We start from the raw sequence: 24,217 nt of genomic DNA on the forward strand, positions 1-24,217 counted from the left end.
CCTGCGGGCAGAAGCCTGAACGCCCCATTTTCCGAGCTTTTCAGGACTCATGTATAACGATGAGCGCTCAGCCTGTGCAGTGTCGCGACCGGCGTCGCAGGGAGACGCACGCACAAAGCGCTCGCGCGGGTTAACCGGCTTGTCATGATTCAGTCATTTTCAGAAACAACAAAGTCGCCAATACCGACACATTCAGCTGCAATTAAAGTTGCGCTTGCTATGATCGGTCACCTTCTCAACTTACCTGTCTTATCTATGCCTGCTGCTATGCCCGTTGCTCTTTCGGACAGTTTTTTCCAGCGCGATGCCCAACTGCTGGCGCGCGACCTGCTGGGCAAGGTCATCCGCCACAAGGTCGGCGAGTTGTGGCTGGCGGCGCGAATCATCGAGACCGAAGCCTATTACTGCGCAGAAAAAGGCAGCCACGCGTCGCTTGGCTACACAGAGAAACGCAAGGCACTGTTCCTCGAAGGCGGCCACATTTACATGTATTACGCGCGCGGCGGCGATTCGCTGAACTTCAGCGCCGAAGGGCCGGGCAATGCGGTACTGATCAAGTCGGCATTCCCGTGGACCGACGCTATCAGCGACGAGAACGCCCTTGCACAGATGCAATTGAACAATCCCGACGCCAGCGGCCAGATTCGCCCGGCGCAACGCCTCTGCGCCGGCCAGACACTGCTGTGCAAGGCACTGGGGCTGAAAGTCCCGGCCTGGGACGCAAAGCGCTTCGATCCGCAAAAACTGCTGGTCGAGGATGTCGGCCAGACACCCGAACGCATCATTCAGACCACCCGACTGGGCATCCCCGCCGGACGCGACGAGCATTTGCTGTATCGCTTCGTGGACGCCGGTTACGCACGATTCTGCACACGGAACCCTCTCAGACGCGGCCAGGTCGAAGGCCGCGACTACTTACTTCTCGATCAAGGAAACTGATCAATGGGCGACCTGCTCAATGGCATGACCGGCTGGTTGACGGCCAACCCTTCCTGGGTGGCTGTCGCGATCTTTTTAGTGGCATTTACCGAATGTGTCGCGATTGTCGGGATTGTCGTGCCGGGCACTGTGATCATGTTTGCCATTGCCGCGCTGGCTGGCAGCGGCATCCTGCCGTTGAGCGAAGTGCTGCTGCTGGGCTTTCTGGGCGGGCTGCTCGGAGATGCGGTGTCGTACTTCATCGGTCGTCGTTTCCACCAGAACATCCGCCAGTTGCCGGGCCTGCGCACCCACCCGGAATGGATGGCCGGGGCCGAGACCTATTTCCATCGCTACGGGATTGCCAGCCTGCTGGTCGGCCGCTTCATCGGCCCGCTGCGACCCATGCTGCCGATGATCGCCGGTATGTGCGACATGCCGCTGCCACGCTTTGTGGCGGTCAGTGTGCTGGCGGCCGCAGGCTGGTCGATTGCCTACCTGATGCCGGGCTGGGCCGCCGGTGCGGCCATTCGCCTGCCGCTGCCGGAAGGTTTCTGGCCCGAGGCTGCGGTGGTCGGTGCCGGGCTGGCGATTCTGTTTGGCTTGAGCATTCAGAGCAGCATTCGCCAGAAGCGCTACGCCACCAAAGTGATTTCCGCACTCAGCCTGATACTGGTGGCGGCGCTGTTCATTGGCTGGCCCTACCTGGCTGATTTCGACAACGGTCTGATGACGCTGGTCCAGGAACACCGCAGCGAAGCCGCGCAGAACATCGTGCTGTTCGTCACCAGCATCGGCGACTTCAAGGCTCAGTTGCTGGCGGCGTCCTTGCTGATCATCGTGCTGGCGGTTGCCCGACAGTGGCGCCATGCAGCCTTCGCGCTGACCGTCACACTGGGCACGGCCATCGCGAACGGTACGTTGAAAACATTCTTCGCCCGCGCGCGCCCGGAAGTCCTGCTCGACCCGATTACCTCCTACAGCATGCCCAGCGGGCACAGCTCTGCGGCGTTCGCGCTGTTCATGACCCTTGCGGTGCTGGCAGGCCGTGGCCAGCCGGTGCGTTTGCGCCTGACCTGGATGCTGGTCTGCGGCATTCCGGCGCTGGCGATTGCCCTGTCACGGGTGTACCTGGGCGTTCACTGGCCGACCGATATTCTGGCCGGCATGCTTCTGGCGTTCTGCGTCTGCGCGGCCAGCCTGGCGTTCTTCCAGCGCAAGGAATCGCTGCGCGCAATGTCAGTCCGGGTCTGGTGGCTGATCGTTCCGGCCATGACCGCCCTGCTCGGCATATTTGCCGTGCGCGCCTTGTCGCATGCGGTGCTGCGCTACCAGTACTGAACGTAACGGCGAAGCTGACAGCTTGTCAGCGCGTCTTCGAGGCGTTGTCTACACTCCCCTCACACCGGAGAGTGAGCGACGGCGTTGCCGAAGGAGTGCTGATGTCTCGCCTGAATCGTTATACCGCAACGCAGCATCGGCAACGCGGTGCAATCGGCCTGATGGCGGCGCTGACGCTGGGGCTGGCGCTGTTGTGCACACTGGTCGTGGTCGACAGCGGCCGCCTTTATCTGGAGAAGCGTTCGCTGCAGCGGGTTGCAGACATTGCCGCGCTGGAAGCTGCCGGACGCCGAGGTACATGCAGCGGCACCTCCAGCGCTGCGGACTTTGCCAGGCAAAGCGCCATCCGCAATGGCTTCACCCCCGGCAGCGACAGTCGCACGCTGACAACCCGCTGCGGCACGCTGGTGCTGAACGCCCTGAGCCAGCGAACGTTCAGTGTCGATCCGACTCAGGCGCTGGCCATCGAGGTAGTCGCCACGCACCCTGTGCCACACAGTATTGCCGCAGGTATCGGGGCCTTGTTCGGCGGCCCGGCAACGCCACAGAATGTTCCGCTCAGCGCCAAAGCCGTCGCCGCCAGCGCCTCACCTCTCGCAGCCCTGACCATCCGCAGCGCCACGGTCACCATCGACAGCACCCGCGCGGCGATCCTCAACCCGGTCATTGGCAGCCTGCTCGGTGGCACGCTGAACCTCAGCGTGGCCAACTGGCAAGGTCTTGCCACCACCGACCTCAGCCTGCTGAGCTATCTGAACCGACTCAAGACCGACCTCAATCTGACGGCCGTCGGCTATAGCAGTGTGCTCAGCACCTCGGTGTCAGTCAGCCAGTTGATTCAGAGCGCGATCAATGTGCTGGACCCCGGCGCGGCGCTGGGCGGCACCGCGACCATTGCGGGCTTGCAGGCCTTGAAACTGGCGTCCGGGGCGACCACGGTGGTACTGGGCGATTTACTGTCGATCCAGGGCGCACCGGACATCGCGGCATTGAGTGCCAATCTGCGTCTGATGGACCTCGTGCAAGGTATTGCGCAACTGGCCAATGACAAAACCGGTATTTCCACCGCCGCGCAGATCAATGTCGGCAACCTGGCACAGGTCACGACGCGCATTCAGGTGATCGAGCCGCCGCAGCTTTCAGCCATTGGCGACCCAAGCAAGATCGACCCGAACAACCCCAAAACCGGCGCCAACCGGATTTACGTGCGTACCGCGCAAATGCGGGCGCTGGTCTCGATCAACCTGCCGGTGCTGGGCACGATCACGTCGCTGGTCAATACCGCCGGCTCGGTGGTCGGCAGCCTGACGCCGATTCTCAGCAATGCATTGAGTCTGAATATTGCCGGTACCCTGGGCGCTTCCACCTGCGCACTCGGGCTGACCAGTTGCATAGTCGCCGACCCCAAATTTCTGACGGCCGGCGCATCCGGCCCCAGAATCGACTTGAGCCTGTCGCTGGCGAGTGCCGAGAGTTATGTCACCGGTTTCACCTGCGCCAGCAACACCAGCAAAACCCTGAGCGTCAAAACCGACGCCGCCTTGCTTAGCGCTAAAGTCGGCGGGATCGACCCTGCGAGTGCATTTCCGGCCAGCACTGATCCGGCGGCAGTGACCGCCCTGCCGCTGCCGGTACTCGATATCGGCACTATGACCTGTCAGAAGCTGCTAGGGCTCCCTACTTTGGGGACCTGTGGACCTCGAGTGCCTTTCGGCGGTGGCGGTATCGGCCTTACATTCGACACAGTCAGCCAGTCAGCGCTGGGTAAATCGTCGGCGGTCAGTACGTCCTTCAGCTCGCCCAATCTGCCGGAAATCAGCAACGCCCCGTATTTCCAGACCGGCGTTGCGTACACCAAACCGAGCACGTTGCTCAACGGCACGGTGTCCAGCGTGAAGGTGAATGTCTACAAACCGGCGACCAGCAATGTGCTCGGCAATCTCATCACTGGCGCGGCGACTATGCTGAGCAGCCTGACCCTAGCGCTGGATGCCATCGTCGATGACACGCTTACTCGATTGCTGACCTCGGTGGTCGACCCGTTGTTCGAGTCGCTGGGCCTGAACCTGGGGGCTGCCGATGTCGGTGCCAATCTGAGTTGCAACCTCGGCCAGGCGACGCTGGTGATCTAATCGGCGTTGTAGATCGGCAACTCGATGCGAAAGCGCGCGCCTTCGTCAACGTTGCTCACGGTCAGTTGGCCGCCCATCTGGTCGACAATGCCGTAGCTGACCGACAACCCCAGCCCGGTGCCGACGCCCACCGGTTTGGTGGTGAAAAACGGCTCGAAGATGCGCTCCAGCAAGCGCGGATCGATACCGCCGCCGTTGTCCTGCACCACCAGGCGGATGATATTTTCATCGCGCTCGGCTTCGACGCTGATCCACGGTTCGAAACTGCGGTCTTTTTCCCGGCGCGACAACAGCGCATCGCGAGCGTTGACCATCAGGTTGATCAGCACCTGCTCCAACTGATCGACATGCCCACGCACCTGCACGCCCTCGATCATGCTCCCGACCCGCAACTGCACGCCTTTGCCCTTCATGCCTTCGGTCAACATCGAGATCGTGCCTTCGACCGCCTGAACCGGATCGAACAGTTGCTCCTCGATCTCGGAGCGCCGACCGAACACACGCATGTGGTCGACGACCCGCGCCGCACGCTGCACCTGAGAGTCGATGCGGTTGAGCTTCTCGGTGAGGTAGTCGATATCCACGTCGCCGCGGCCCAGACGCTTGAGCACGTTGACCACCGCCATGCGCATGACATTCAGCGGCTGATTGATCTCGTGGGCCAGGCCGGTGGCCATTTCGCCCAGGGTCGCCATCTTGGCGCTCTGGTTCAGTTGCATGCGCGAGCGGCGCACATCGGTGTTGTCGCGCCCCACCGCCTGAATCTCGACCAGCTTGCCCTGTTCATCGAACACACCTCGATCCGCCCACACCCACCAGGCGTATTCACGACCGGGCAGCTCGATGCAGATTTCTTCGGTGCTCAACGGCGACTCCGGGGTCAACAGCCCGATGCGCCTGATAAACGCCTCGCGCTGTTCATCGGAGAGCCAGTCGCCCAGATTGATCCCCGTCAGCTGTTCCGGGGTGCATTCCATGTAGTTGGCCAGTGGCCGGTTGCCGAAGCTGAGCACCAGGTCCGGCGTGTAGCGACAGATCATCGCCGGAGAATCCTCGACCAGAATCCGGTAACGCTCCTCACTCTTGCGCACCTGTTCCGCCGCCAGCGTTGCCTCGGTCACATCCAGCCACAGACCGACGGCTTCCACCGGGATTCCGAGGTCATCGCGCAATAGACGCGCCTCGTCCAGCAGCCAGTGATAATCGCCCTGCCGGTCGCGGAGCCGATAACGTCGGCTGACGAAGCCTTCGCGCAACAGTTGGCGAGTACGCTCGAACCAGATATCGCGGTCTTCGGGGTGAATGTACTCAACCAGTTGACCGTCTACGCAGTCGGCAAGCGTCCAGCCCAACAGCGGGGTGAGGCTGTCACTGAAAAAAGTCGGTTCCAGATTGCCCTGATCGTAACGCTGCACGTAGATCACCGCGGGCGAACTGGCGATCAGGTTGTCCAGCCGGGCGTGCGCGGCGGCCGCTTCGGTTTCCTGATTCTTGATGTCGCTGACGTCGAGCATGAAGCCGAGCACCCGCTGCACCTGACCACTGACCAGCGCCTGACCCTGAATCCGAAACCACAGGGTTTCCTGCGCCGGATCGCTCTGCGCCAGACGCACGCACAGCAGCATCGGCGTGCCTTTGTCGCGCAGCCGGGCCAGGCGGCTGGACAATTCCTGCCGATCTGCCGGATGAATCAGCGCCAGCCAGTCTGTACGCGACAGGCTTTCGATCCGGTCGCCGACACGCAGATTACGCGCCAACTGCGGGGCGAGCAGGATTTCGTCGCTGGCGGGCAGCAGCTCCCACCAGCCAGTGCCGAGTAGGTCCTGCAGCACCGCCAGACGCTCTACGTGATGACGATTATGCTGTTCCGAGAGGCGAAACAGCACCGGCCCGGCCAGCGCCGAACACAGGTTCAGCCATTCGCGCTCGCCCAGATCCGGCGCCTGCTGCTGCGGGTCATAAAAGCCGAACATCAGCCAGGCCTTGGCCACGTTGTCCCGGCTGTGCGGGATCAGAAAGCCGTTGGCGTTGCCGAAAGCACTTTGCAGACCGGCATGATCAGCGTCGCTGCCGAACTTCAGTTGATGCACGCTGTTGGCGTCGAATTGGTCCAGCGCGCTGCCCAGGCGCTGCCCGACCTGCCACAACTCCGGCGCGGTATGGGCGCTGTATTGACAGTAGACACGCCAGCCAACGCCGCTGATTTCCGGCAACACCAGCGCAACGCACGGGATTCGCCAGAGCTGCGCCAGCTCTTCAAGTTGCTCGGTCACCACGGCAGTCAGCCGCGCCACATTGCAGACCCGTACTCGCTCGGCCATCTGCCCGGCAAAACGCAGACACTGCTGACGACTGCGCGCGGCGCTGGCCTCCTCCATCAAGTCGCTGATATCGAGCAATTGCAGCAGCCAGCCCTTGCCATGCGCCTGCACCCAGCCACGCGCGTGCAATGTGTGCGCATCGGTACTTTTGAAATCCAGGTCGAGCATGTGCCCCAGCCAGTCGTGCGGCACGCCCTCGATGACCAGCGCGCTATTGGGCAACAGCAGGTTCATCAAGCGTTGCGTCGCTGCCATTGGCGCGGCGATGCCCAGCCGCGCCAGCAGATGCGCACTGATGCTCTGCACCTGCCCCTCGTCGTCGAGCAGCAGGTAGAGGTCGGCACCAATCGGATCAGGCCCGCTGCTCGACGCCACACTCTGCGGCCCGGGCGACGCTTCGCCACGGCCCAGCCAACGACTCAGGCGGTTTTTTTCAAGGGACAAGTTGCAGGCTCGCTTGTGCAGTAAGGTTATTCGGCAAGCGCGGGACCTCACCAATGCCCGGAAGCGTCAACAACGGCAACACCTGGGTCAGCCGGGTTTTTGGGTACTGGATAGTGACCGTCAGCACGCCAGCGCTATAGGTCACGCTGGTATAGGCAGGATTGAAGCCCAAAGCCGCCGGCATCCACGCCAATTGCGTCATGACCACGCTCTGAGCCTGGCTGCGCAACAAGCTGTCGTAATTGGCAATGGCCGGACTGAGGGCAACACTTCGACGCACCGCTTCACTGGCGGCCGCGTTGAAAGACTGCATCATGAGCAACGGCAGGCTATAACTCACCATGCCATAGAACACTGCAAAAAAAATCACGAACACGGCCGCGAATTCAATAGCGGCAGCGCCCCGCTGTTTGCGCGCAGAAGAACGATGCAAGACTGTTTTCATGTCGACGTCTACCCTGACACTTGCCACTTGAAAACAGCATAGATTCTTTCCGGCAAAGGTAAAACAGGATGTGCGTTGATTGATGAAATTATTTTGCCTACTTGTGTGGTTTGCCGTATGTGCCGAGCAGGACGCTCGAAAAAAAGAAATTTCCAATGGGCTGACACTGGGTGCAATGGCCCTGGCGGCGGGATACCTGTTCTTTTATGGCCAGACCTGGCTGGGCGCTGAACCCGCTGAAGCCGCTCTGGCCCTGTTGATTGCACTGGGCCTGACGCTACCCGGCTATGCACTGGGCAGGCTGGGCGCGGGCGACGTCAAGCTGTTGGCGGCACTGGCCCTTGCAGCGAACAGTACGTATTTGTTGTGCACGTTTATTGGCGCGGGTGTCGCCATGCTGACGTGGTTGATCGTCGGGCGCAGCGCCTGGCACCTTATTCACCAAGGGCTTACGCGACGTTATCCGTATATGAACCCTGCAGCGCCAGATAAATATCCTTTCTCGCCGTTTTTATTGACCGGACTGTTAGCCACTGCGGCATTGATCCACTAGTCGAATGAACAGTTAATGCTATGTACATAATCAGAAAGTGCAGCTACGTTTAAATAAGTGCTGTAAAACACCTCACGCTCGAAAATCACCCCATCGTGTTTGCTGAATGGATAAAGCCCTCGATGTGTTATCGAGGTACTACAGCATGGAGTCGCATGTGAATACATTACCGGTTACAAAAGTTCTGGTGGTTGATGACCAGCCTCTGGTCGTTGAAGAACTCAGTGAATATCTGGAGAGCAATGACTTTCAATGCGTGCGCTGTCACTCGAGCCTGGAAGCCATCGAACAGTTCAGCCACGACAGCAGCATCGGAATTGTCCTCTGCGATCTGGAAATGCCCGGCATGAACGGCATCGAGATGGTCGAAGCCATGAAGCAGATCGGCGGCAAGACGCACCTGTTCGAGGCCATCATGCTGACCGGGCGTGCCGAAAAAAAGGACGTGATCAAGGCCCTGCGCGCAGGCATCGCCGATTATTATCAGAAACCGGTCGATCTGCAGGACCTGCTGGAAGGCGTGAAGCTCCAGTTGATCGCGCTGGATGAGCGACAGAAGAACCGCAAGCAGTTGGGCCTTCTCAATGAAAAGCTCCAGCATCTGGCGGCATCGATCGATGACCTTTACCAGAATCTGGACAACACACGAACCCCACCGCCCGCCGAGCCCAAAGCGCGTAACGTTGCCCAAGGCAATACACCGGTGCCCATGGTGCTGGCCAAGCTCTCACCGCGTCAGGTGGATGTGGCAAAGCTGGTCAGCACCGGGCTGACCAACTACCAGATTGCCTGTGAACTGGGAATTACCGAAAACACCGTCAAACTCTACGTGTCGCAAGTGCTGCGCCTGACCCACATGCACAATCGCACGCAACTGGCACTGGCGTTTTCGCCCGGCAAATCCGCAGAACGGCAGCGCGCAACCGAGAATCACTACTGAAGCGAATCAAGCCTTCACCACATGGTAAGGCGCATCTGACAACGTCGAGTGCACCTGATTGCGACCGGCATGCTTGGCACGGTACAGCGCGATATCGGCCTGGGACGCGAGGCTCAGGCTGTCGCCATGACTGCCAAGGCAGACCACGCCGGCGCTAAAGGTGCAGAACAGGTCGACCGGCTGCGCGGGGTAATGAATTTCGGCGAAACGGTGACGAATCTCGTCGAGCACTTTATGCGCGCTATGAATGTCGGTGTCCGGCATGACCACCGCGAACTCTTCGCCGCCATAACGGCCGATAAAGTCAGTCTTGCGCAAGCGCTGCTTGAGAAACAACGCCAGGCTTTTGATCACGCGGTCGCCCATCGGGTGGCCGTGGCTGTCATTAACCTTCTTGAAGTGATCGATATCGAGCATGGCAAAGCACAGCGGCTTGTTTTCACGGCGCGAGCGAAAGCTGCAGTCTTCCAGCAGTTGCAGGATGTGCGTGTGATTGTAGAGCCCGGTCAGGCTGTCGCGGACCATCCGCGCTTTCAGGCTGCGGGCCCTGGCAGCACGGTTGCGAACCGTGGTGATCAGGTGGCGCGGCTTGATTGGCTTGGTCAGAAAGTCGTCGCCGCCCTCGCTCATGGCGTCGAGCTGCTTGTCTTGATCGTCTTCGGCCGACAAGTAGATGATCGGCACGCTGACGTAACGGTCGTTGTGCCGAATGACTTTGGCCAGCTCGGTCCCGGTGCAGCCCGGCATGTACATGTCGAGGATGATCAGGTCAGGCTGAAACTCGGCCAGCTCGGCCATCGCCTGAATCGGATCGATCAACACCCGCGTCACAATACCGGCAGCATTCAGCACGCGCTCGGTGTGCATCGCCTGAGCACGCGAGTCATCGATGATCAGCACCTTGTAAGGCTCATATTGAGCCACGCAGGTCAGGACTTCGATCTTCTCCAGCAAGCTCGACGCTTCCAGCGCCCCGGTCAGAAACTCTTCCCCCCCCGCGCGCACGGCGGCCAGCCGGGTGGGCGTCTCGGTTTCATGCAGGCTGAAAAACAACAACGGAAGTTTGTGTTCCAACCCTTCCTGGGCTTGCGAAGCCAGTTTCAGCCCTTGGCCGGTACCACCAAAATCGACATCCATGACAATCGCCGCCGGATGCCGCTGCGCCATCGCGGACTGGAAGTCGGAAACGCTGTGCAATGACAGCGCCGCCAAGCCGAAAAACTCCAGTTGTTTGGCCAACCGCTCGGCGCGTTCGTGATCCTGCAGCACCACATAAACCGGTTTGCGCAGCGGCGGCAGTGCGGTGTGTTCCAGCCTGTCGCCATGCCTGAGCCCGGTCCGTGACAAGCGCTGCATCAGGCGATTAAGCTCGGTAATGGCACTGCTGTTGAGGCGCCCACGGTTGGCTTCAACGGCGTTCAGCGCCTGGCCGATTTCATTCGCCAGCGCAACATGTTCAGCCTGCTCAAAGCGCTCGGCAAAACGCAGCAGGCGCAGGATCGACTCGTTGAGCTCGGCCATGTCGGCCAGCGACCATTCGGCTTTTTGCAGGCGTTGCCACGTCTCGAGAATCTGACGTGCCTGATGAATGACCCGTTGGGCAAAATGATGCTTCAAGCGATCGCGACTGGGATCTTCGGGCTCTTTCATATTCAGGCTACTGTGATGTTACTGAGCGGTACGAATGATAGCGCTATGCTAGCACCTCCCATACGACGCCAGCGCGCCGTAAGTCACTTATTTGACAACGAAACAATGGCGCATAGCCACTACTCAAAATCAATCGACTGATAGGTTGCGGCTATAAGCTGCAAGCTGCAAGCTGCAAGCTGCAAGTTAGAAGCGGGCGGCTTATGCTTGAAGCTTGCGACTTGAAGCCTGAAGCTTGCAACTGCCCAGTAAGCTTGCGGTCGAACGATTCGTGTAGCATTCAACTCAAGATCGAAAGGACCCTACCATGCTGGATTGGAAGAACCGCGCAGGCAGCCCGGGCGAGCGCACCGCTGATACCTCATCGGCCAGACGCCGAGGTTACCTGGGTAACCTGTTCTATAGCCGCGCGCTGGGCGCCTTGGTCTTGATTTATCTGTTGGTCGCGTTGCTGGTCGGCTGGTACTGGAGCCGCGAGCCAGCTCTGTTCCCGGTGCAACAGAACGCACAGGCCGCTGCAGAGCGTGAAAGCAAGCAGATGGTCATCGGCTACACCACCGTCGAAACCTTGAAAAGCGTGGCCGGCACCCTGCTGAACAAGCCGGGGGGCTACCTGCTGAATGACAAAATGCCGCCGGGCGTATGGCTGGACAACATTCCGAGCTGGGAATACGGCGTGCTGGTACAGGTGCGCGACCTGAGCCGCGCGCTGCGCAAAGACTTTGCCCGCTCGCAATCGCAGTCGGCCGAAGACGGCGATCTGGCCCGCGCCGAGCCACTGTTCAACGTGAAGGACGACACCTGGCTGTTCCCTTCCAGCGAGTCGCAATACGCCGAAGGCATCAAGGCCCTGAGCCGCTATCAGACTCGCTTGTCTGATCCGAACCAGAAAGGCGCGCTGTTCTATGCGCGTGCCGACAACCTGAACAACTGGCTGGGCGATGTCGGCACCCGCCTGGGTTCGCTGTCGCAACGGCTGTCGGCCAGTGTCGGTCGGGTCAAGCTGAACAGCACGCTGAAAACCGAGAGCAACATTTCGGTCAAACCGGGCGAAGTGCCGCAGGTCGATGAGGAAATTGTCGAAACGCCATGGCTGCAGATCGACAACGTGTTCTACGAAGCACGTGGTCAGGCCTGGGCGCTGTCGCATTTGTTGCGCGCCATCGAAGTCGACTTCGCCGACGTGCTGGCCAAGAAGAACGCGACGGTCAGCGTGCGTCAGATCATTCGCGAGCTGGAAGCCTCGCAGGAGCCGATGTGGAGCCCGGTCATTCTCAACGGCAGCCCGTTTGGTATGTTCGCCAACCACTCGCTGGTCATGGCCAACTACATTTCCCGGGCTAATGCTGCGGTGATCGACCTGCGTCAGTTGCTGAATCAGGGCTGATTATGGCCATTCCCTCGAACGAGGCCGCGCACCGCGCCGCCTCCGACGCCGAGCAGATCGCCTGGGTCGACGAGCAGGATCAATTGCTGGGCTCCCGGGTTCGCGCCGAGCTGCGCGAACAAGGCCTGATCGGGCGCGGCACCTATATTCTGCTGTTCAACAGCGCAGGCGAACTGTGTGTACATCGGCGCACCCTGAGCAAGGCGATTTATCCCGGTTATTGGGATGTGGCAGCGGGCGGGATGGTGCAGGCGGATGAAAGCTATGCCGAATCTGCCGCTCGGGAGCTCGAAGAGGAGCTGGGGGTGAGCGGCGTGCCATTGCAGGCGCACGAACGGTTCTTCTTCGATCAGCCGGGTAATCGGCTGTGGTGCGCAGTGTTCTCGGCCGTGTGGGACGGGCCCCTGACACTTCAGCCCGAAGAGGTGCTGGAAGCGCTCTTCATGCCGGTCGACGACGTGTTGCGTCAGGCTGAGCAGACCCCGTACTGCCCGGACTCGCTGGCAGCGCTGAAACGCTACTTGGCACAGACCGCTCATTTCAGTGAATCGCCGGTTCGGTAAAGCACGTGCCCGGTAAGCAAGCGTTCAGTAAATTGGCACATCCAGCCCCTTAGCAACCGGCTTGTTTGCCGTTACACTGCGCGACCTTTTTCAAACTGTGTCGGCACTGCCGCCGCAGTAGCGCTGCCCCTGCCAGAGTGGGGCTTCGCGGTCGATCGCTCGTGCGAGCCCGACCGGTCTTCAGTCCTCAACAAGAGGATTTTGCGTGGCTAAAAAAGCCGCTTCTCTCGCCGCCCTGGGTGGCCTGGTGTTTTCAACCGACGCAGGGCGTCATTGCCCCGATTGTCGCCAACCCGTTGCTGACTGCACCTGCAAGCAGACGGCCCTGCCGGAAGGCGACGGCATAGCGCGTGTGCGCCGCGAAAGCAAAGGCCGTGGCGGCAAGACAGTCACCACCATCAGCGGCGTGCCGCTGGCCGAAGAGCCGCTCAAAGAGCTGGCCAAAGCCCTCAAGCAACGCTGCGGCACAGGCGGATCGCTCAAGGACGGCGTGATCGAGATTCAGGGCGATCATGTCGAACTGCTGATCGCAGAACTGACCAGAAAAGGTTTCAAGGCCAAGAAGTCCGGCGGCTGAATCCGCGAATCAAATCGTCATTTCAACTCATTACACTGCGCCCAGCTGGCTATTGGCTGGCGCTACGACTTCTTTATAGGGGACTTCGATGTCCGTACGACGCACACGCAAAGACGATGGCAGCCAATGGACAGTTGCGGATAGCCGCAGCGTTTATGGTATTCGCCATTGGGGCGCGGGTTATTTTGCAATCAACGAAGCGGGTCGCGTTGAAGTTCGCCCTAACGGGCCAGGCAGCTCGCCGATCGATCTTTACGAGCAGGTCGACAATCTGCGCAAGAGCGGCCTGTCGCTGCCGTTGCTGGTGCGCTTCCCCGACATCCTGCAAGACCGCGTGCGTCAGCTGACCGGTGCGTTCGACAGCAACATTGCGCGCCTGGACTACCAGAACCAGTACACCGCGCTGTACCCGATCAAGGTCAACCAGCAAGAAGCGGTGGTGGAAAACATCATTGCCACACAGAACGTGTCTATCGGTCTGGAAGCCGGCTCCAAGCCCGAGCTGATGGCTGTGCTGGCACTGGCGCCGAAAGGCGGCACCATCGTCTGTAACGGTTACAAGGACCGCGAGTTCATCCGTCTGGCGCTGATGGGCCAGAAGCTCGGTCACAACGTGTTCATCGTCATCGAGAAAGAATCCGAAGTCGAACTGGTCATCGAAGAGGCCGCCGAGCTGAAAGTCGCCCCACAAGTCGGCCTGCGTGTGCGCTTGTCGTCTCTGGCGTCGAGCAAATGGGCTGACACCGGTGGCGAGAAATCCAAGTTCGGTTTGTCTGCCGCACAATTGCTGTCGGTGGTCGAGCGCTTCCGCAAGGCCGGTCTGGATCAGGGCATCCGCCTGCTGCACTTCCACATGGGTTCGCAGATCGCCAACCTGGCCGACTACCAGCATGGTTTCAAGGAAGCAATCCGCTATTACGGCGAACTGCGCAAACTCGGTCTGCCGGTGGACTACATCGACGTCGGCGGCGGTCTGGGCGTCGACTACGACGGCACGCACTCGCGCAACGCCAGCTCGATCAACTACGACATGGACGATTACGCCGGTGTCGTGGTCGGCATGCTCAAAGAATTCTGCGACGCGCAGGGCCTGCCGCACCCGCACATTTTCTCGGAAAGCGGCCGCTCGCTGACCGCGCACCACGCCATGCTGGTGGTCCAGGTGACCGACGTCGAGAAACACAACGACGAAGTCCCGGAAATCGCCGACAAGGAAAGCCTGCCGGAAACCGTGCAATGGCTGGTTGACCTGCTAGGCCCGACCGACATCGAAATGGTCACCGAAACCTACTGGCGCGCGACGCACTACATGAGCGACATCGCCACCCAGTACGCCGACGGCAAGATCAGCCTGGCCGAGAAAGCACTGGGCGAACAATGCTACTTCGCCGTCTGCCGCCGCCTGTACAACTCGCTGAAAGCGCGTCAACGCTCGCACCGTCAGGTGCTCGACGAACTCAACGACAAGCTGGCCGACAAGTACATCTGCAACTTCTCGGTGTTCCAGAGCCTGCCGGATACCTGGGCCATCGGCCAGGTGCTGCCGATTCTGCCGCTGCATCGTCTGGGCGAAGAACCGGTACGCCGCGCCGTGCTGCAAGACCTGACCTGCGACTCCGACGGCAAGATCAAGCAATACGTCGACGAGCAGAGCATCGAGACCAGCATGCCGGTGCACTCGCTGAACGAAGGCGAAGACTATTTGCTGGGGATCTTCCTGGTAGGCGCCTATCAGGAAATTCTGGGCGACATGCACAACCTGTTCGGTGACACCGATTCGGTGAACATCTACCAGAACCCGGATGGCAGCGTGTATCACGCCGGTATCGAAACCCACGACACCATCGAAGACATGCTGCGCTACGTGCATTTGTCGCCGGAAGAACTGATGACCCATTACCGGGACAAAGTCGCCAGCGCCAAGATCACCCCGCGCGAACGCACCTACTTCCTCGATGCCCTGCGCCTGGGCCTGACGCGCTCTTCGTACCTGTCTTCCTGACCCTATCGGTGGCTCATCATTTCTCGTTCCCGCAGGGGAACGGGAATGAGCGCCGCGAAATGCGCTCCCACGCTGAGCGTGAGGAACGATAATAAGGTATTGGCACGAAAGTCGTAGGCCAATCCAGACCCGCGCCTGAAGACACCAACCCCACCCGCGTAATCCCCAACCCCATCCCTCTGTAGGCAATGTCCTTTTCTGCCTGATCAAGCCGCGCCACCTGCCTTTTCCGCCAGAATCCGCGACCGCATTCCCGCCGAGACACCTTCATGCCCGACACAGCCAGCGCGCCGTTCTTTCGTCTGGAAATCGCCCGACTGCAACGCTGCTTCGACGTCATATCCTTCAATCCCACAGAGGCAATCAGCCAGCCATTTGTGTTTGAAATAGAGATTCTCGGCGACGGCTTCGACCTGGATCTTGCCAGCCTGATGTTCAAGCCGGCCTACCTGAACCCGAGCGACGAGCCGGGTTTTCACGGGCAGATTCACAGCGCGACCCGTAGCCATTACCAACCCGGCCCGGCGTGCTACACGCTGACCATGGGGCCCCGGCTGAGCTGCCTGGGTTTGCGTTACAACTCACGACTCTTCCAGCACATGACTGCGCCAGGCATCATCGCCCAGGTGCTGAAAGAACATGGTTTGAAGAACAGTTATCGCTTTGACCTGCATACAGAGTGTCGCGAGCGCGAGTGCTGCGTGCAGTATCAGGAATCCGACCTGCAACTGGTGCAACGCCTGTGTGCAGAAGAAAACATCCACTATTACTTCGTCCACTCGCGCCGCCACCATCATCTGATCTTCGCGGATACCCGCGTACCCGCGCTTGCGCTTGCGCTGCCGCCCCGCCCGCTGATTGCCCATCTGCAACGGGGCTGGCTCGTGGGCCCTGGCGGCGAGCAAGCCAGGCGCGATGCCTCAGGCCGGGTGCAGGTGCGGCTCGAATGGGACCTGCACGACCGTACCGGCGGATGCTGGCTGAAGATTGCGCCCGGGCTGGACTTCGAATGCCTGGGTGGGGTGCCGGTGCTGGTGAGCTTTGCCGAAGATGACTCACAACCACCGCTGATCACCGCCTGTCTTCAGAATCCGAGCCACGATCCACTGGCCGTTTTTGAATCACCCGGCACTCACGACGCCGAAAACGTCCACATGCACCTCGACTGGCAGACCCTTTCGGAGGTTCAAAGACACCTGCACCTGCAAGATGGCACCTGCATAGCGATTGGCGAAGGCAGCGAACTGACCGTGGAAACCGGGCAAAGCACGCTGCGCATCGATCACGACGCCATCGAGCTGAGCAGCCCGCGTATCAGCTTTGCCCGCCAGACAAATGACCCGGAGGGTGATCCGGATGCCTCTGCATGACGTAGCGGTAATACTGCGGCAACCGGGGCCGATTACGGTAGTCTCAGCCCTATCCGAATGATCTGTCAGAGCCCGAACCATGACCCGAACGATTTTACTGACACTGCTAGGCGGAGTATTGCTTGCTGCACTGGCTGGCTGTTCGCCCTTGAGGGTACTGAACAACTTGAACCCAAACGGCCCCGTCGACCACGTTTCAGGCTTGAGCTATGGTCCGGACCCGCGCAACATGCTGGACATCTACACGCCGAAATCGAAACCGGCCAATGCGCCGGTTGTGGTTTTTTTCTATGGCGGAAGCTGGAGAAGAGGCTCAAGGGCTGATTACGCGTTTGTCGGCCAGGCACTGGCGGCACGTGGCATCGTCGCCGTCATTGCCGACTACCGGCTGTACCCACAAGTGCGTTACCCGGACTTTCTGGACGACTCGGCCCAAGCGGTGGCCTGGACGTACAAACACGTCAAAACCTACGGTGGCGATCCCGAACGCCTGTTTGTGATGGGCCACAGTGCGGGCGCCTACAATGCGGCAATGCTGGCCCTTGATCCTCGCTGGCTGGCGCGTGAAGGATTGTCGCCGTCGATTCTCAACGGCTGGATCGGGCTGGCCGGGCCTTATGACTTCCTGCCCATAGAGGAAGAGGAAGTGAGACCGGTGTTTTTCTACCCTAACTCGCCTCCGGAGTCGCAGCCAGTCAAGTACGTAAGTGCCAGCGCACCACCGGCGCTGCTGATGGCCTCGCGCAATGACACAGTGGTCAACCCCGAGCGCAACACCGGCGGCCTGGCGCAGAAGCTGCGGGCAGCGGGTGTGCCGGCGCGTGATGTATATTTCTCACGCACCAATCACGGCACGCTGGTCGGTGCGTTCGCCAAAGTGTTGAGCAGCCTGGCACCGGTTGCGGACGAAGTGGAGATGTTCGTCAACAACACGCCGCACAAGCACCCGGCCGCGAAAGCACCGGCTCAGTGAGTGAACCAGCCATCGCTACGTGTCAGGCGCCAGGCAATGGCGCCCAGGCTCAGGCCGCGCAGCAGGGTAAACGCCAGAAAGGTCAGCCATAGCGCGTGATTGCCATGGCTGGAAGCCAGCCAGGCAACCGGTGCGATGCCTGCCGCGCTGATCAGCATGGCATTGCGCATCTCGCGGGCCCGCGTGGCACCGATGAACAGCCCGTCGAGCAGATAGCTCCAGACGGCGAGCAACGGCATCAGCGCCAGATACGGCAGGTAGGTGATCGCCGTTTCACGGACCTCGGGAATGTCGGTCTGCAGGCTGACGAACCAATGCCCGCCTGTCAGAAACAACAGCGCAAACCCTACGCTGGCAATCAGCGACCAGCCGCCTGCCACCACCAGTGAACGACGCAGCGTGTCGCGGTCACGCGCCCCGATGGCATGGCCGCAAAGCGCTTCGACCGCATGCGCCAGGCCGTCCAGTGCATGGGCCGTCAACAGCAGGCCGTTAAGCAGCAATGCATTGGCGGCAACCGTTGCATCACCGAGCCGAGCGCCCTGCACGGTAATCAGAAACATGACCGATTGCAGCGCCAGCGTGCGCAGAAAGATATCGCGATTGACCGCCAGCAACGGCCGCCAGTTGCTCCACAGCTTCAGTGCCGACCAGACAATTTGTCCGGGCCAGGCGCGCAGGGTTTTGCGCGCCAGCAGCAGGCCAAGTACCACGCCGGTCCACTCCGCCAGCACCGACGCGCGGGCCGAGCCGACCACGCCCCAGTCCAGCCCCATCACGAACCACAGATTCAGCACGATGTTGACCACATTGGTGACCAGCAGGATCGCCAGCGGTGCCCGTGCGTTCTGCGTGCCGAGAAACCAGCCAACCAGCGCATAACTGGCCAGCGCTGCAGGCAGGCCGAATAATCGAGTGTGGAAGAAGTCCAGGGTCATCTGTTGCAAGTCGGCAGACGGCTGCATCATCACCAGCGCGAGATGGCTGAACGGCAAGGCGATCACGCCCAACACTATCGCCAGTCCACCGGCCAGCAACAGCCCCTGCAACAGAATCCGCCGCAGCGCCGCGCTGTCATTGCGCCCCGCAGCCTGCGCGGCAAATCCGGTGGTGCCCATGCGCAGAAACCCCATGGCCCAGGCGAGAAAGGTATACAGCGTCGCACCTACTGCCACTGCACCCAACTGATGCGCATGCGGCAAATGGCCAATCACCGCACTGTCGACCAGCGCCACCAGCGGCACGGAAATGTTCGACAAAATCATCGGCGCCGCCAGCGCCCAGACACGCCGATGGGTTGAGCGGTGACGCCAATCAATGAGCAACGTAGACATGAGAACCCCCGACAAGGCGGGCATTGTAGCCAGAGCGCGAGGGCTATGTAGTTTAACTATCGTGCGACGCTGGAGCGTGAGGAATGATTCCGCAACTCTCGTGCCCATCTCTGCATCCCGAATGCGTCCGGGCGCACACTGTTCAATCTGACAGTAATACTTGTCACCTCGACTGTTATATAGTCGCCTCCTCTCTACCGTTGCCGATGAGTGCCCACATGTTGAACAAAGGATTGTTTCTGGCGTGCGCGCTTGCGCTGCTGAGTGCCTGCGATTCCTCGACGCCAGACACACCCGCGGCGGGCGCTGCCCCCGTGACTCAGGCAGCGGTTACCGAGGCCCGGCCCAAACCTGCCGTGGACCTCGCCGCGCTGAGCAAGCGCTATGCCGGGCGCGAGCTGACGGTCATCGACGTCTCGGAAATCCAGGTTGACGGCGCCAGCACGCTTTCGGTGAGCTTCTCGGTGCCGCTAGACCCGGAGCAGAACTTCGGCGACAAACTTCATCTGGTGGACAGTAAGAACGGCAAGGTCGACGGTGCCTGGGAGCTGTCGGACAACCTCACGGAGCTGCGTCTGCGCCACCTCGAGCCGCAGCGCAAACTGGTGCTGACCGTCGACGCCGGGCTGCTGGCCGTCAACAAGGCTAAACTGGCCGCCGAATACATCAGCCGCCTGGAAACCCGCGACCTGCAAGCCACTGTCGGCTTCGCCAGCCGGGGCAGCCTGTTGCCGACGCGTCTCGCCGAGGGCCTGCCGGTCATCGCCCTGAACGTCGACAAAGTGGATGTCGAATTTTTCCGGGTCAAACCCGATTCGATGCCGAACTTCCTCGCCCAGTGGGACGGCGCGTCAAGCCTGTCCAGCTACAGTTCTGAAGAGCTGCTGCCCATGGCCGATCTGGTCTACAGCGGCCGCTTCGACCTCAAACCAGCCCGCAACACCCGTGAAACCGTGCTGCTGCCGATTGCCGGCATCAAAGCGCTGCAACAACCGGGCGTTTATCTGGCGGTGATGCGCGCGTCAGGCACTTATAGCTACACGCAACCGGCCACCCTGTTCACCCTCAGCGATATCGGCCTGTCGGTGCACCGTTACAGCAATCGTCTGGATGTCTTCACCCAGGCGCTGGAAGGCGGCAAAGCCCTCGGTGACGTGAGCGTCGATGTCTATGACGACAACGGCAAAGTAGTCGCCCAGGGCAAGACCGACAGCGATGGCCATGCGCAATTGCCGCTGCCTGCCAAAGCGGCGGTCGTTCTGGCGCACAAGGATGAACAGACCAGCATGCTGCGCCTCAACAGCTCGGCGCTGGACCTGGCCGAGTTCGACATCTCCGGCCCGCAGGCGCATCCGCTGCAATTCTTCATTTTCGGCCCGCGTGACCTGTATCGTCCCGGCGAAACCGTGCTGCTCAACGGTCTGCTGCGCGACAGCGACGGCAAAAGCGTCAAACCACAACCGATCACCGTCGAGGTGCGCCGTCCTGACGATCAGGTCAGCCGCAAATTCGTCTGGGAAGCCGACAGCAGCGGTTTTTACCAATATCAATTGCAGCTTGCCGAAGAAGCGCCAACCGGGCGCTGGCAACTGATGTTCGACCTGGGCGACGGCAAACCGCAGCTTTACGAATTCAAGGTCGAAGACTTCCTGCCCGAGCGACTGGCACTGGAACTCAAGGGCAGCGATACGCCGGTCGCACCGGCCGACGACCCGCAGTTCGACATCACGGGCCGCTATCTGTACGGCGCGCCCGCTTCGGGCAACAGCCTGACTGGTCAGGTGTATGTGCGTCCGTTGCGCGAAGCAGTGGCCAAATTGCCGGGCTACCAGTTCGGTTCGATCACCGAAGCAGACCTCAAGCACGACCTGGAGCTTGAGCCCGTCACCCTCGACGCCGAAGGCCACGCAACGCTCTCGGTGAAAACCGAATGGGCCGCCGCCAAGTCGCCGCTGCAACTGATTCTGCAAGCCAGCCTGCAAGAGTCCGGTGGGCGTCCGATCACTCGCCGTCTGGTGCAGCCGATCTGGCCAGCCGAGCAACTGCCCGGCGTGCGCGCGCTGTTCGGCAGCAGCACGGGTGGCGATGATTACGACGATGAGGCCAGCAAGGGCGAAGCGCAGACCAATGGCGACGGCCCGGCCGAGTTCGAAATCGTCATGGCCGATGCCGCTGGCAACAAACTGGCCGCTGATAACGTCAAGGTCCGTTTGATCCGCGAGCGCCGCGACTACTACTGGAACTACTCGGCCGATGACGGCTGGAGCTACCACTTCAATGAGAAATTCCTCAACCTGAACGAGGAAACCCTCAACATCACCAAGGACTCCACGGCCAAGATCAGCTTTCCGGTCGAATGGGGCCCGTACCGCGTCGAAGTGGAAGACCCTGCCACGGGCATGATCAGCAGCCTGCGTTTCTGGGCAGGTTATCGTTGGCAGGACAACACCGACGGCGGCGCAGTCAGGCCGGACCAGGTCAAACTGGCGCTGGACAAGCCTGCTTACAACGACGGTGACACGGCAACGGTCACCGTAACGCCACCTGCCGCGGGCAAAGGTTATATGCTGATCGAGTCCAGCGAAGGCCCGTTGTGGTGGAAGGAAATCGACGTGCCGGCCGAAGGCAAGTCGTATGAAATCCCGCTCGACAAGCAGTGGGCGCGTCACGATTTGTACGTTACCGCACTGGTGATTCGTCCCGGCGAACGCAAGGCCAACATCACACCAAACGTGCCGTAGGCGTGCTGCACCTGCCGCTGGACCGCGCGCCACGCAAGCTGGCGCTGACCGTCATCGCGCCGGAGAAGATGCGGCCCAAACAGCCGCTCACCCTCAAGGTTGCCGCCAAAAATGCCGACGGCAGCGTGCCGAAGCAGGTCCATGTGCTGGTGTCAGCGGTGGACGTCGGCATCCTCAATATCACCCGCTACGCCACGCCCGACCCGTTTGCCAGCCTGTTCGGGCGCAAGCAATACGGCGCTGACCAACTGGATATCTATGGCCAGTTGATCGAAGCCGGTCAGGGTCGTCTGGCGAGCATGGCGTTCGGCGGCGATGCGCTGGCCAAGGGCGGCAAACGCCCAGACACCAGCGTCACCATCGTCGCGCTGCAAAGTGCTCCGGTGACACTCAATGATGCGGGCGAAGGCGAAGTCAGCGTCGACATTCCGGACTTCAATGGCGAACTGCGCGTCATGGCGCAGGCCTGGACCGACGAGCGCTACGGCATGGCCGAGGCGAAAACCGTAGTTACCGCGCCGATCATTGCCGAGCTGTCGACACCACGTTTTCTGGCCGGCGGCGACCAGACCAGCGTCGCGCTGGACATTTCCAACCTGTCGGGTACGGCGCAGAAGCTGGACGTGAAAATCAGCGCGGAAGGCCAGTTGAGCATTCCGGGCGGCGATCAGAGCAAGCCCTTGCAGCTCAAACAGGGCCAGCGCGTCACCTTGAAGGTGCCGGTGCTGGCGCAGGGCGGGCTGGGTCAGGGCAAAATCAAGGTGCTGGTGGAAGGCCTGGACCTGCCGGGTGAAAACCTGCCTGCGTTCACCCGCGAATGGACCGTGGGCGTGCGCCCTGCCTACCCGGCGATGCTCAAGCATTACCGCGCCACCCTCAACGATCAGACCTGGAGCCTGCCGGACGGCGCGCTGGAGGCGTTCGAGCCTGCGGGGCGTGAGGCGCTGCTGTCGCTGTCGAGCCGTCCGCCGCTGAACCTTGGCGAACAGATTCGCGCGCTGAAAGCTTACCCTTACGGGTGCCTCGAGCAGACCGCCAGCGGTCTCTATCCCTCGCTGTATGCCGACGCCGAGACCCTCAAGCGCCTGGGCCTGAGCGGCGAGCCGGATACCGAACGCAAGCGCAAGGTCGAAATCGGGATCGAGCGCTTGCTGGGCATGCAGCGCTACAACGGCAGTTTCGGCCTGTGGGGCTCGGATGGCGACGAAGAATACTGGCTGACCGCTTACGTCACCGACTTCCTGCTGCGCGCTCGCGATCAAGGCTTCGCCGTGCCCCCGGACGCGCTGAAGAAAGCCAACGAACGCTTGCTGCGTTACTTGCAGGATGCTGGCCAGATCCAGGTCAACTACAGCCAGAACGCCGAACATACGCGCTTTGCCGTACAGGCTTACGCCGGGCTGGTGCTGGCACGCAGTCAACAGGCTCCGTTGGCGGCACTGCGCAGCCTGTTCGACCGCCGCAGCGATGCGCGCTCCGGCCTGCCGTTGGTACAACTGGCCGTGGCGCTAGAGAAAATGGGCGATAAACCGCGCGCCGACCTGGCCCTGACCGCAGGCCTGGCGGTCGGTCGCAAGAACGAATGGCTGGCCGACTATGGCAGTTCGCTGCGTGATCAGGCGCTGATTCTCGCGTTGCTGGAAGAGAACGACCTCGCCAAGGACAAGCGCGACGAGCGCCTGTTTGCCCTGGCGGATGAAGTTGCGGCCAACCGTTACCTGTCCACGCAGGAAAGCAACTCGCTGTTCCTTGCCGGTCGCAACCTGTTGAGCAAACCGGAGAAGGACTGGACCGCGAGCATCGCCAGCGGCACCGAAACCCGCGAGCTGAGCAACAAGCAGCCGGGCCTCAAGCTGGACGGCACCGTGCTGGGCTCGCCGCTTACCGTTCACAATCAGGGCAGCGAGCCGCTTTATCAGCAACTGACCGTCTCTGGCTATCCGACCCAGCCGCCTGCGGCGGGTGGTGAAAACCTGAGCATCCGGCGCGAATACCTGAGCCTGAGCGGCGCGCCCTTGAATGTCGGCGCGTTGAAAACCGGGCAACTGGTGCTTGTGCATCTGGAGATCGCTGCCAAACAGCGCGTTCCGGACGCTTTGGTGGTGGACTTGCTGCCAGCAGGCCTGGAACTGGAAAACCAGAACCTCGTGCAAAGCTCGGCCAGCTTGAAAGACGTCAGCGAAGAGGTGAAAACCATCCGTGAATCGATGCAGAACGCTGGGATCAAGCATCAGGAATATCGCGGCGACCGCTACGTAGCCGCGCTGGACATCGACGGCGGCAACAGCGTGCACTTGCTGTATCTGGCGCGAGCCGTTACACCCGGCACTTACCGCGTACCGCCGCCACAAGTGGAATCGATGTACCGCCCGAACTGGCAGGCCCTGGGTGATGCGCCAGCGCAGATGGTGGTGAAGGGCAAATGACCGCTGCTCGCTTGGAATGCGATCCTGCGGGAGCGAGCCGGGCGACGTTTCGCTTGTTCGCGAAGAGGCTGGTACATCCGCTGAAGATGTATTGCCTGAA

General features: G+C 61.0%; 15 protein-coding genes and 1 pseudogene. 12 read left to right on the plus strand and 4 right to left on the minus strand.

Annotated features, from left to right (window positions below; genetic code table 11):
• The first annotated feature begins 267 nt into the window (after positions 1-267).
• The 3 genes from ABJ99_RS01905 (at position 268) to ABJ99_RS01915 (ending at position 4,391) form a co-directional block, all read left to right on the plus strand.
• Positions 268-939: a DNA-3-methyladenine glycosylase gene (locus tag ABJ99_RS01905; protein WP_054084673.1), complete on the plus strand. Its 672-nt coding sequence runs from the start codon at positions 268-270 to the stop codon at positions 937-939.
• A 3-nt stretch (positions 940-942) separates the two neighbouring features.
• The gene (locus tag ABJ99_RS01910; RefSeq protein ID WP_054084385.1) at positions 943-2,259 is read left to right on the plus strand and encodes a bifunctional DedA family/phosphatase PAP2 family protein; all 1,317 of its coding nucleotides are present in this window, start codon (positions 943-945) and stop codon (positions 2,257-2,259) included.
• 101 nt (positions 2,260-2,360) lie between these two features.
• Positions 2,361-4,391, plus strand: a complete 2,031-nt coding sequence (locus tag ABJ99_RS01915; protein WP_054084386.1) for a pilus assembly protein TadG-related protein — start codon at positions 2,361-2,363, stop codon at positions 4,389-4,391.
• Here ABJ99_RS01915 and ABJ99_RS01920 read toward each other — a convergent pair.
• Positions 4,388-7,156: a PAS domain-containing sensor histidine kinase gene (locus tag ABJ99_RS01920; RefSeq protein WP_054084387.1), complete on the minus strand. Its 2,769-nt coding sequence runs from the start codon at positions 7,154-7,156 to the stop codon at positions 4,388-4,390. The two genes, ABJ99_RS01915 and ABJ99_RS01920, sit on opposite strands and share 4 nt — an antisense overlap.
• Positions 7,146-7,601, minus strand: a complete 456-nt coding sequence (locus tag ABJ99_RS01925) for a TadE/TadG family type IV pilus assembly protein (RefSeq protein WP_054084388.1) — start codon at positions 7,599-7,601, stop codon at positions 7,146-7,148. The genes ABJ99_RS01920 and ABJ99_RS01925 overlap by 11 nt, the downstream gene beginning before the upstream one ends.
• Before the next feature lie 82 nt (positions 7,602-7,683).
• Here ABJ99_RS01925 and ABJ99_RS01930 point away from each other — a divergent pair, with 82 nt between their 5' ends.
• Together ABJ99_RS01930 and ABJ99_RS01935 are read left to right on the plus strand one after the other, a co-directional pair.
• Positions 7,684-8,154: a prepilin peptidase gene (locus ABJ99_RS01930; RefSeq protein ID WP_054084389.1), complete on the plus strand. Its 471-nt coding sequence runs from the start codon at positions 7,684-7,686 to the stop codon at positions 8,152-8,154.
• Between the two features lie 145 nt (positions 8,155-8,299).
• A complete protein-coding gene (locus ABJ99_RS01935) occupies positions 8,300-9,094 on the plus strand; it encodes a response regulator transcription factor (protein WP_162491531.1) in 795 nt (264 codons plus the stop codon).
• 6 nt (positions 9,095-9,100) lie between these two features.
• Here the strand turns inward: ABJ99_RS01935 and ABJ99_RS01940 are convergent, their stop codons facing one another.
• Entirely contained in the window at positions 9,101-10,744 is a 1,644-nt protein-coding gene (locus ABJ99_RS01940; protein WP_054084390.1) for a diguanylate cyclase, read from the minus strand.
• A 307-nt stretch (positions 10,745-11,051) separates the two neighbouring features.
• Between ABJ99_RS01940 and ABJ99_RS01945 the strand changes: the two genes are divergently transcribed.
• The 6 genes from ABJ99_RS01945 to ABJ99_RS01970 all read left to right on the plus strand — a co-directional run bounded on the left by ABJ99_RS01945 (position 11,052) and on the right by ABJ99_RS01970 (position 17,616).
• A complete protein-coding gene (locus tag ABJ99_RS01945; protein ID WP_054084391.1) occupies positions 11,052-12,131 on the plus strand; it encodes a DUF2333 family protein in 1,080 nt (359 codons plus the stop codon).
• A 2-nt stretch (positions 12,132-12,133) separates the two neighbouring features.
• The gene (locus ABJ99_RS01950) at positions 12,134-12,694 is read left to right on the plus strand and encodes an NUDIX hydrolase (protein ID WP_054084392.1); all 561 of its coding nucleotides are present in this window, start codon (positions 12,134-12,136) and stop codon (positions 12,692-12,694) included.
• A gap of 205 nt (positions 12,695-12,899) precedes the next feature.
• The gene (locus tag ABJ99_RS01955; protein ID WP_054084393.1) at positions 12,900-13,271 is read left to right on the plus strand and encodes a translation initiation factor Sui1; all 372 of its coding nucleotides are present in this window, start codon (positions 12,900-12,902) and stop codon (positions 13,269-13,271) included.
• A gap of 88 nt (positions 13,272-13,359) precedes the next feature.
• A complete protein-coding gene (gene speA, locus ABJ99_RS01960) occupies positions 13,360-15,273 on the plus strand; it encodes an arginine decarboxylase (protein ID WP_054084394.1) in 1,914 nt (637 codons plus the stop codon).
• Between the two features lie 269 nt (positions 15,274-15,542).
• Complete coding sequence (locus ABJ99_RS01965) at positions 15,543-16,643, plus strand: contractile injection system protein, VgrG/Pvc8 family (RefSeq protein ID WP_054084395.1); 1,101 nt, start codon at positions 15,543-15,545, stop codon at positions 16,641-16,643.
• 79 nt (positions 16,644-16,722) lie between these two features.
• Complete coding sequence (locus ABJ99_RS01970; RefSeq protein WP_054084396.1) at positions 16,723-17,616, plus strand: alpha/beta hydrolase; 894 nt, start codon at positions 16,723-16,725, stop codon at positions 17,614-17,616.
• Here ABJ99_RS01970 and ABJ99_RS01975 read toward each other — a convergent pair.
• On the minus strand, positions 17,610-18,950 hold the full coding sequence (locus ABJ99_RS01975) for an MATE family efflux transporter (RefSeq protein WP_054084397.1): 1,341 nt from the start codon (positions 18,948-18,950) through the stop codon (positions 17,610-17,612). The genes ABJ99_RS01970 and ABJ99_RS01975 overlap by 7 nt on opposite strands.
• A 218-nt stretch (positions 18,951-19,168) precedes the next feature.
• Between ABJ99_RS01975 and ABJ99_RS01980 the strand changes: the two are divergent.
• Positions 19,169-24,117, plus strand: a pseudogene (locus tag ABJ99_RS01980) (alpha-2-macroglobulin family protein).
• Positions 24,118-24,217: the final 100 nt, after the last annotated feature.

Source organism: Pseudomonas syringae pv. cilantro, assembly GCF_001293775.1.
GTDB classification, from domain to species: domain Bacteria; phylum Pseudomonadota; class Gammaproteobacteria; order Pseudomonadales; family Pseudomonadaceae; genus Aquipseudomonas; species Aquipseudomonas syringae_P.

Excerpts from the sequence above, each read along its gene's own strand:
- ABJ99_RS01905 (WP_054084673.1), top strand. The coding sequence starts at position 268 with ATGCCCGTTGCTCTTTCGGACAGTTTTTTCCAGCGCGATGCCCAACTG.
- ABJ99_RS01910 (WP_054084385.1), top strand. The coding sequence starts at position 943 with ATGGGCGACCTGCTCAATGGCATGACCGGCTGGTTGACGGCCAACCCT.
- ABJ99_RS01915 (WP_054084386.1), top strand. The coding sequence starts at position 2,361 with ATGTCTCGCCTGAATCGTTATACCGCAACGCAGCATCGGCAACGCGGT.
- ABJ99_RS01925 (WP_054084388.1), bottom strand. The coding sequence starts at position 7,601 with ATGAAAACAGTCTTGCATCGTTCTTCTGCGCGCAAACAGCGGGGCGCT.
- ABJ99_RS01930 (WP_054084389.1), top strand. The coding sequence starts at position 7,684 with ATGAAATTATTTTGCCTACTTGTGTGGTTTGCCGTATGTGCCGAGCAG.
- ABJ99_RS01935 (WP_162491531.1), top strand. The coding sequence starts at position 8,300 with ATGGAGTCGCATGTGAATACATTACCGGTTACAAAAGTTCTGGTGGTT.
- ABJ99_RS01940 (WP_054084390.1), bottom strand. The coding sequence starts at position 10,744 with ATGAAAGAGCCCGAAGATCCCAGTCGCGATCGCTTGAAGCATCATTTT.
- ABJ99_RS01945 (WP_054084391.1), top strand. The coding sequence starts at position 11,052 with ATGCTGGATTGGAAGAACCGCGCAGGCAGCCCGGGCGAGCGCACCGCT.
- ABJ99_RS01950 (WP_054084392.1), top strand. The coding sequence starts at position 12,134 with ATGGCCATTCCCTCGAACGAGGCCGCGCACCGCGCCGCCTCCGACGCC.
- speA (WP_054084394.1), top strand. The coding sequence starts at position 13,360 with ATGTCCGTACGACGCACACGCAAAGACGATGGCAGCCAATGGACAGTT.
- ABJ99_RS01965 (WP_054084395.1), top strand. The coding sequence starts at position 15,543 with ATGCCCGACACAGCCAGCGCGCCGTTCTTTCGTCTGGAAATCGCCCGA.
- ABJ99_RS01970 (WP_054084396.1), top strand. The coding sequence starts at position 16,723 with ATGACCCGAACGATTTTACTGACACTGCTAGGCGGAGTATTGCTTGCT.
- ABJ99_RS01975 (WP_054084397.1), bottom strand. The coding sequence starts at position 18,950 with ATGTCTACGTTGCTCATTGATTGGCGTCACCGCTCAACCCATCGGCGT.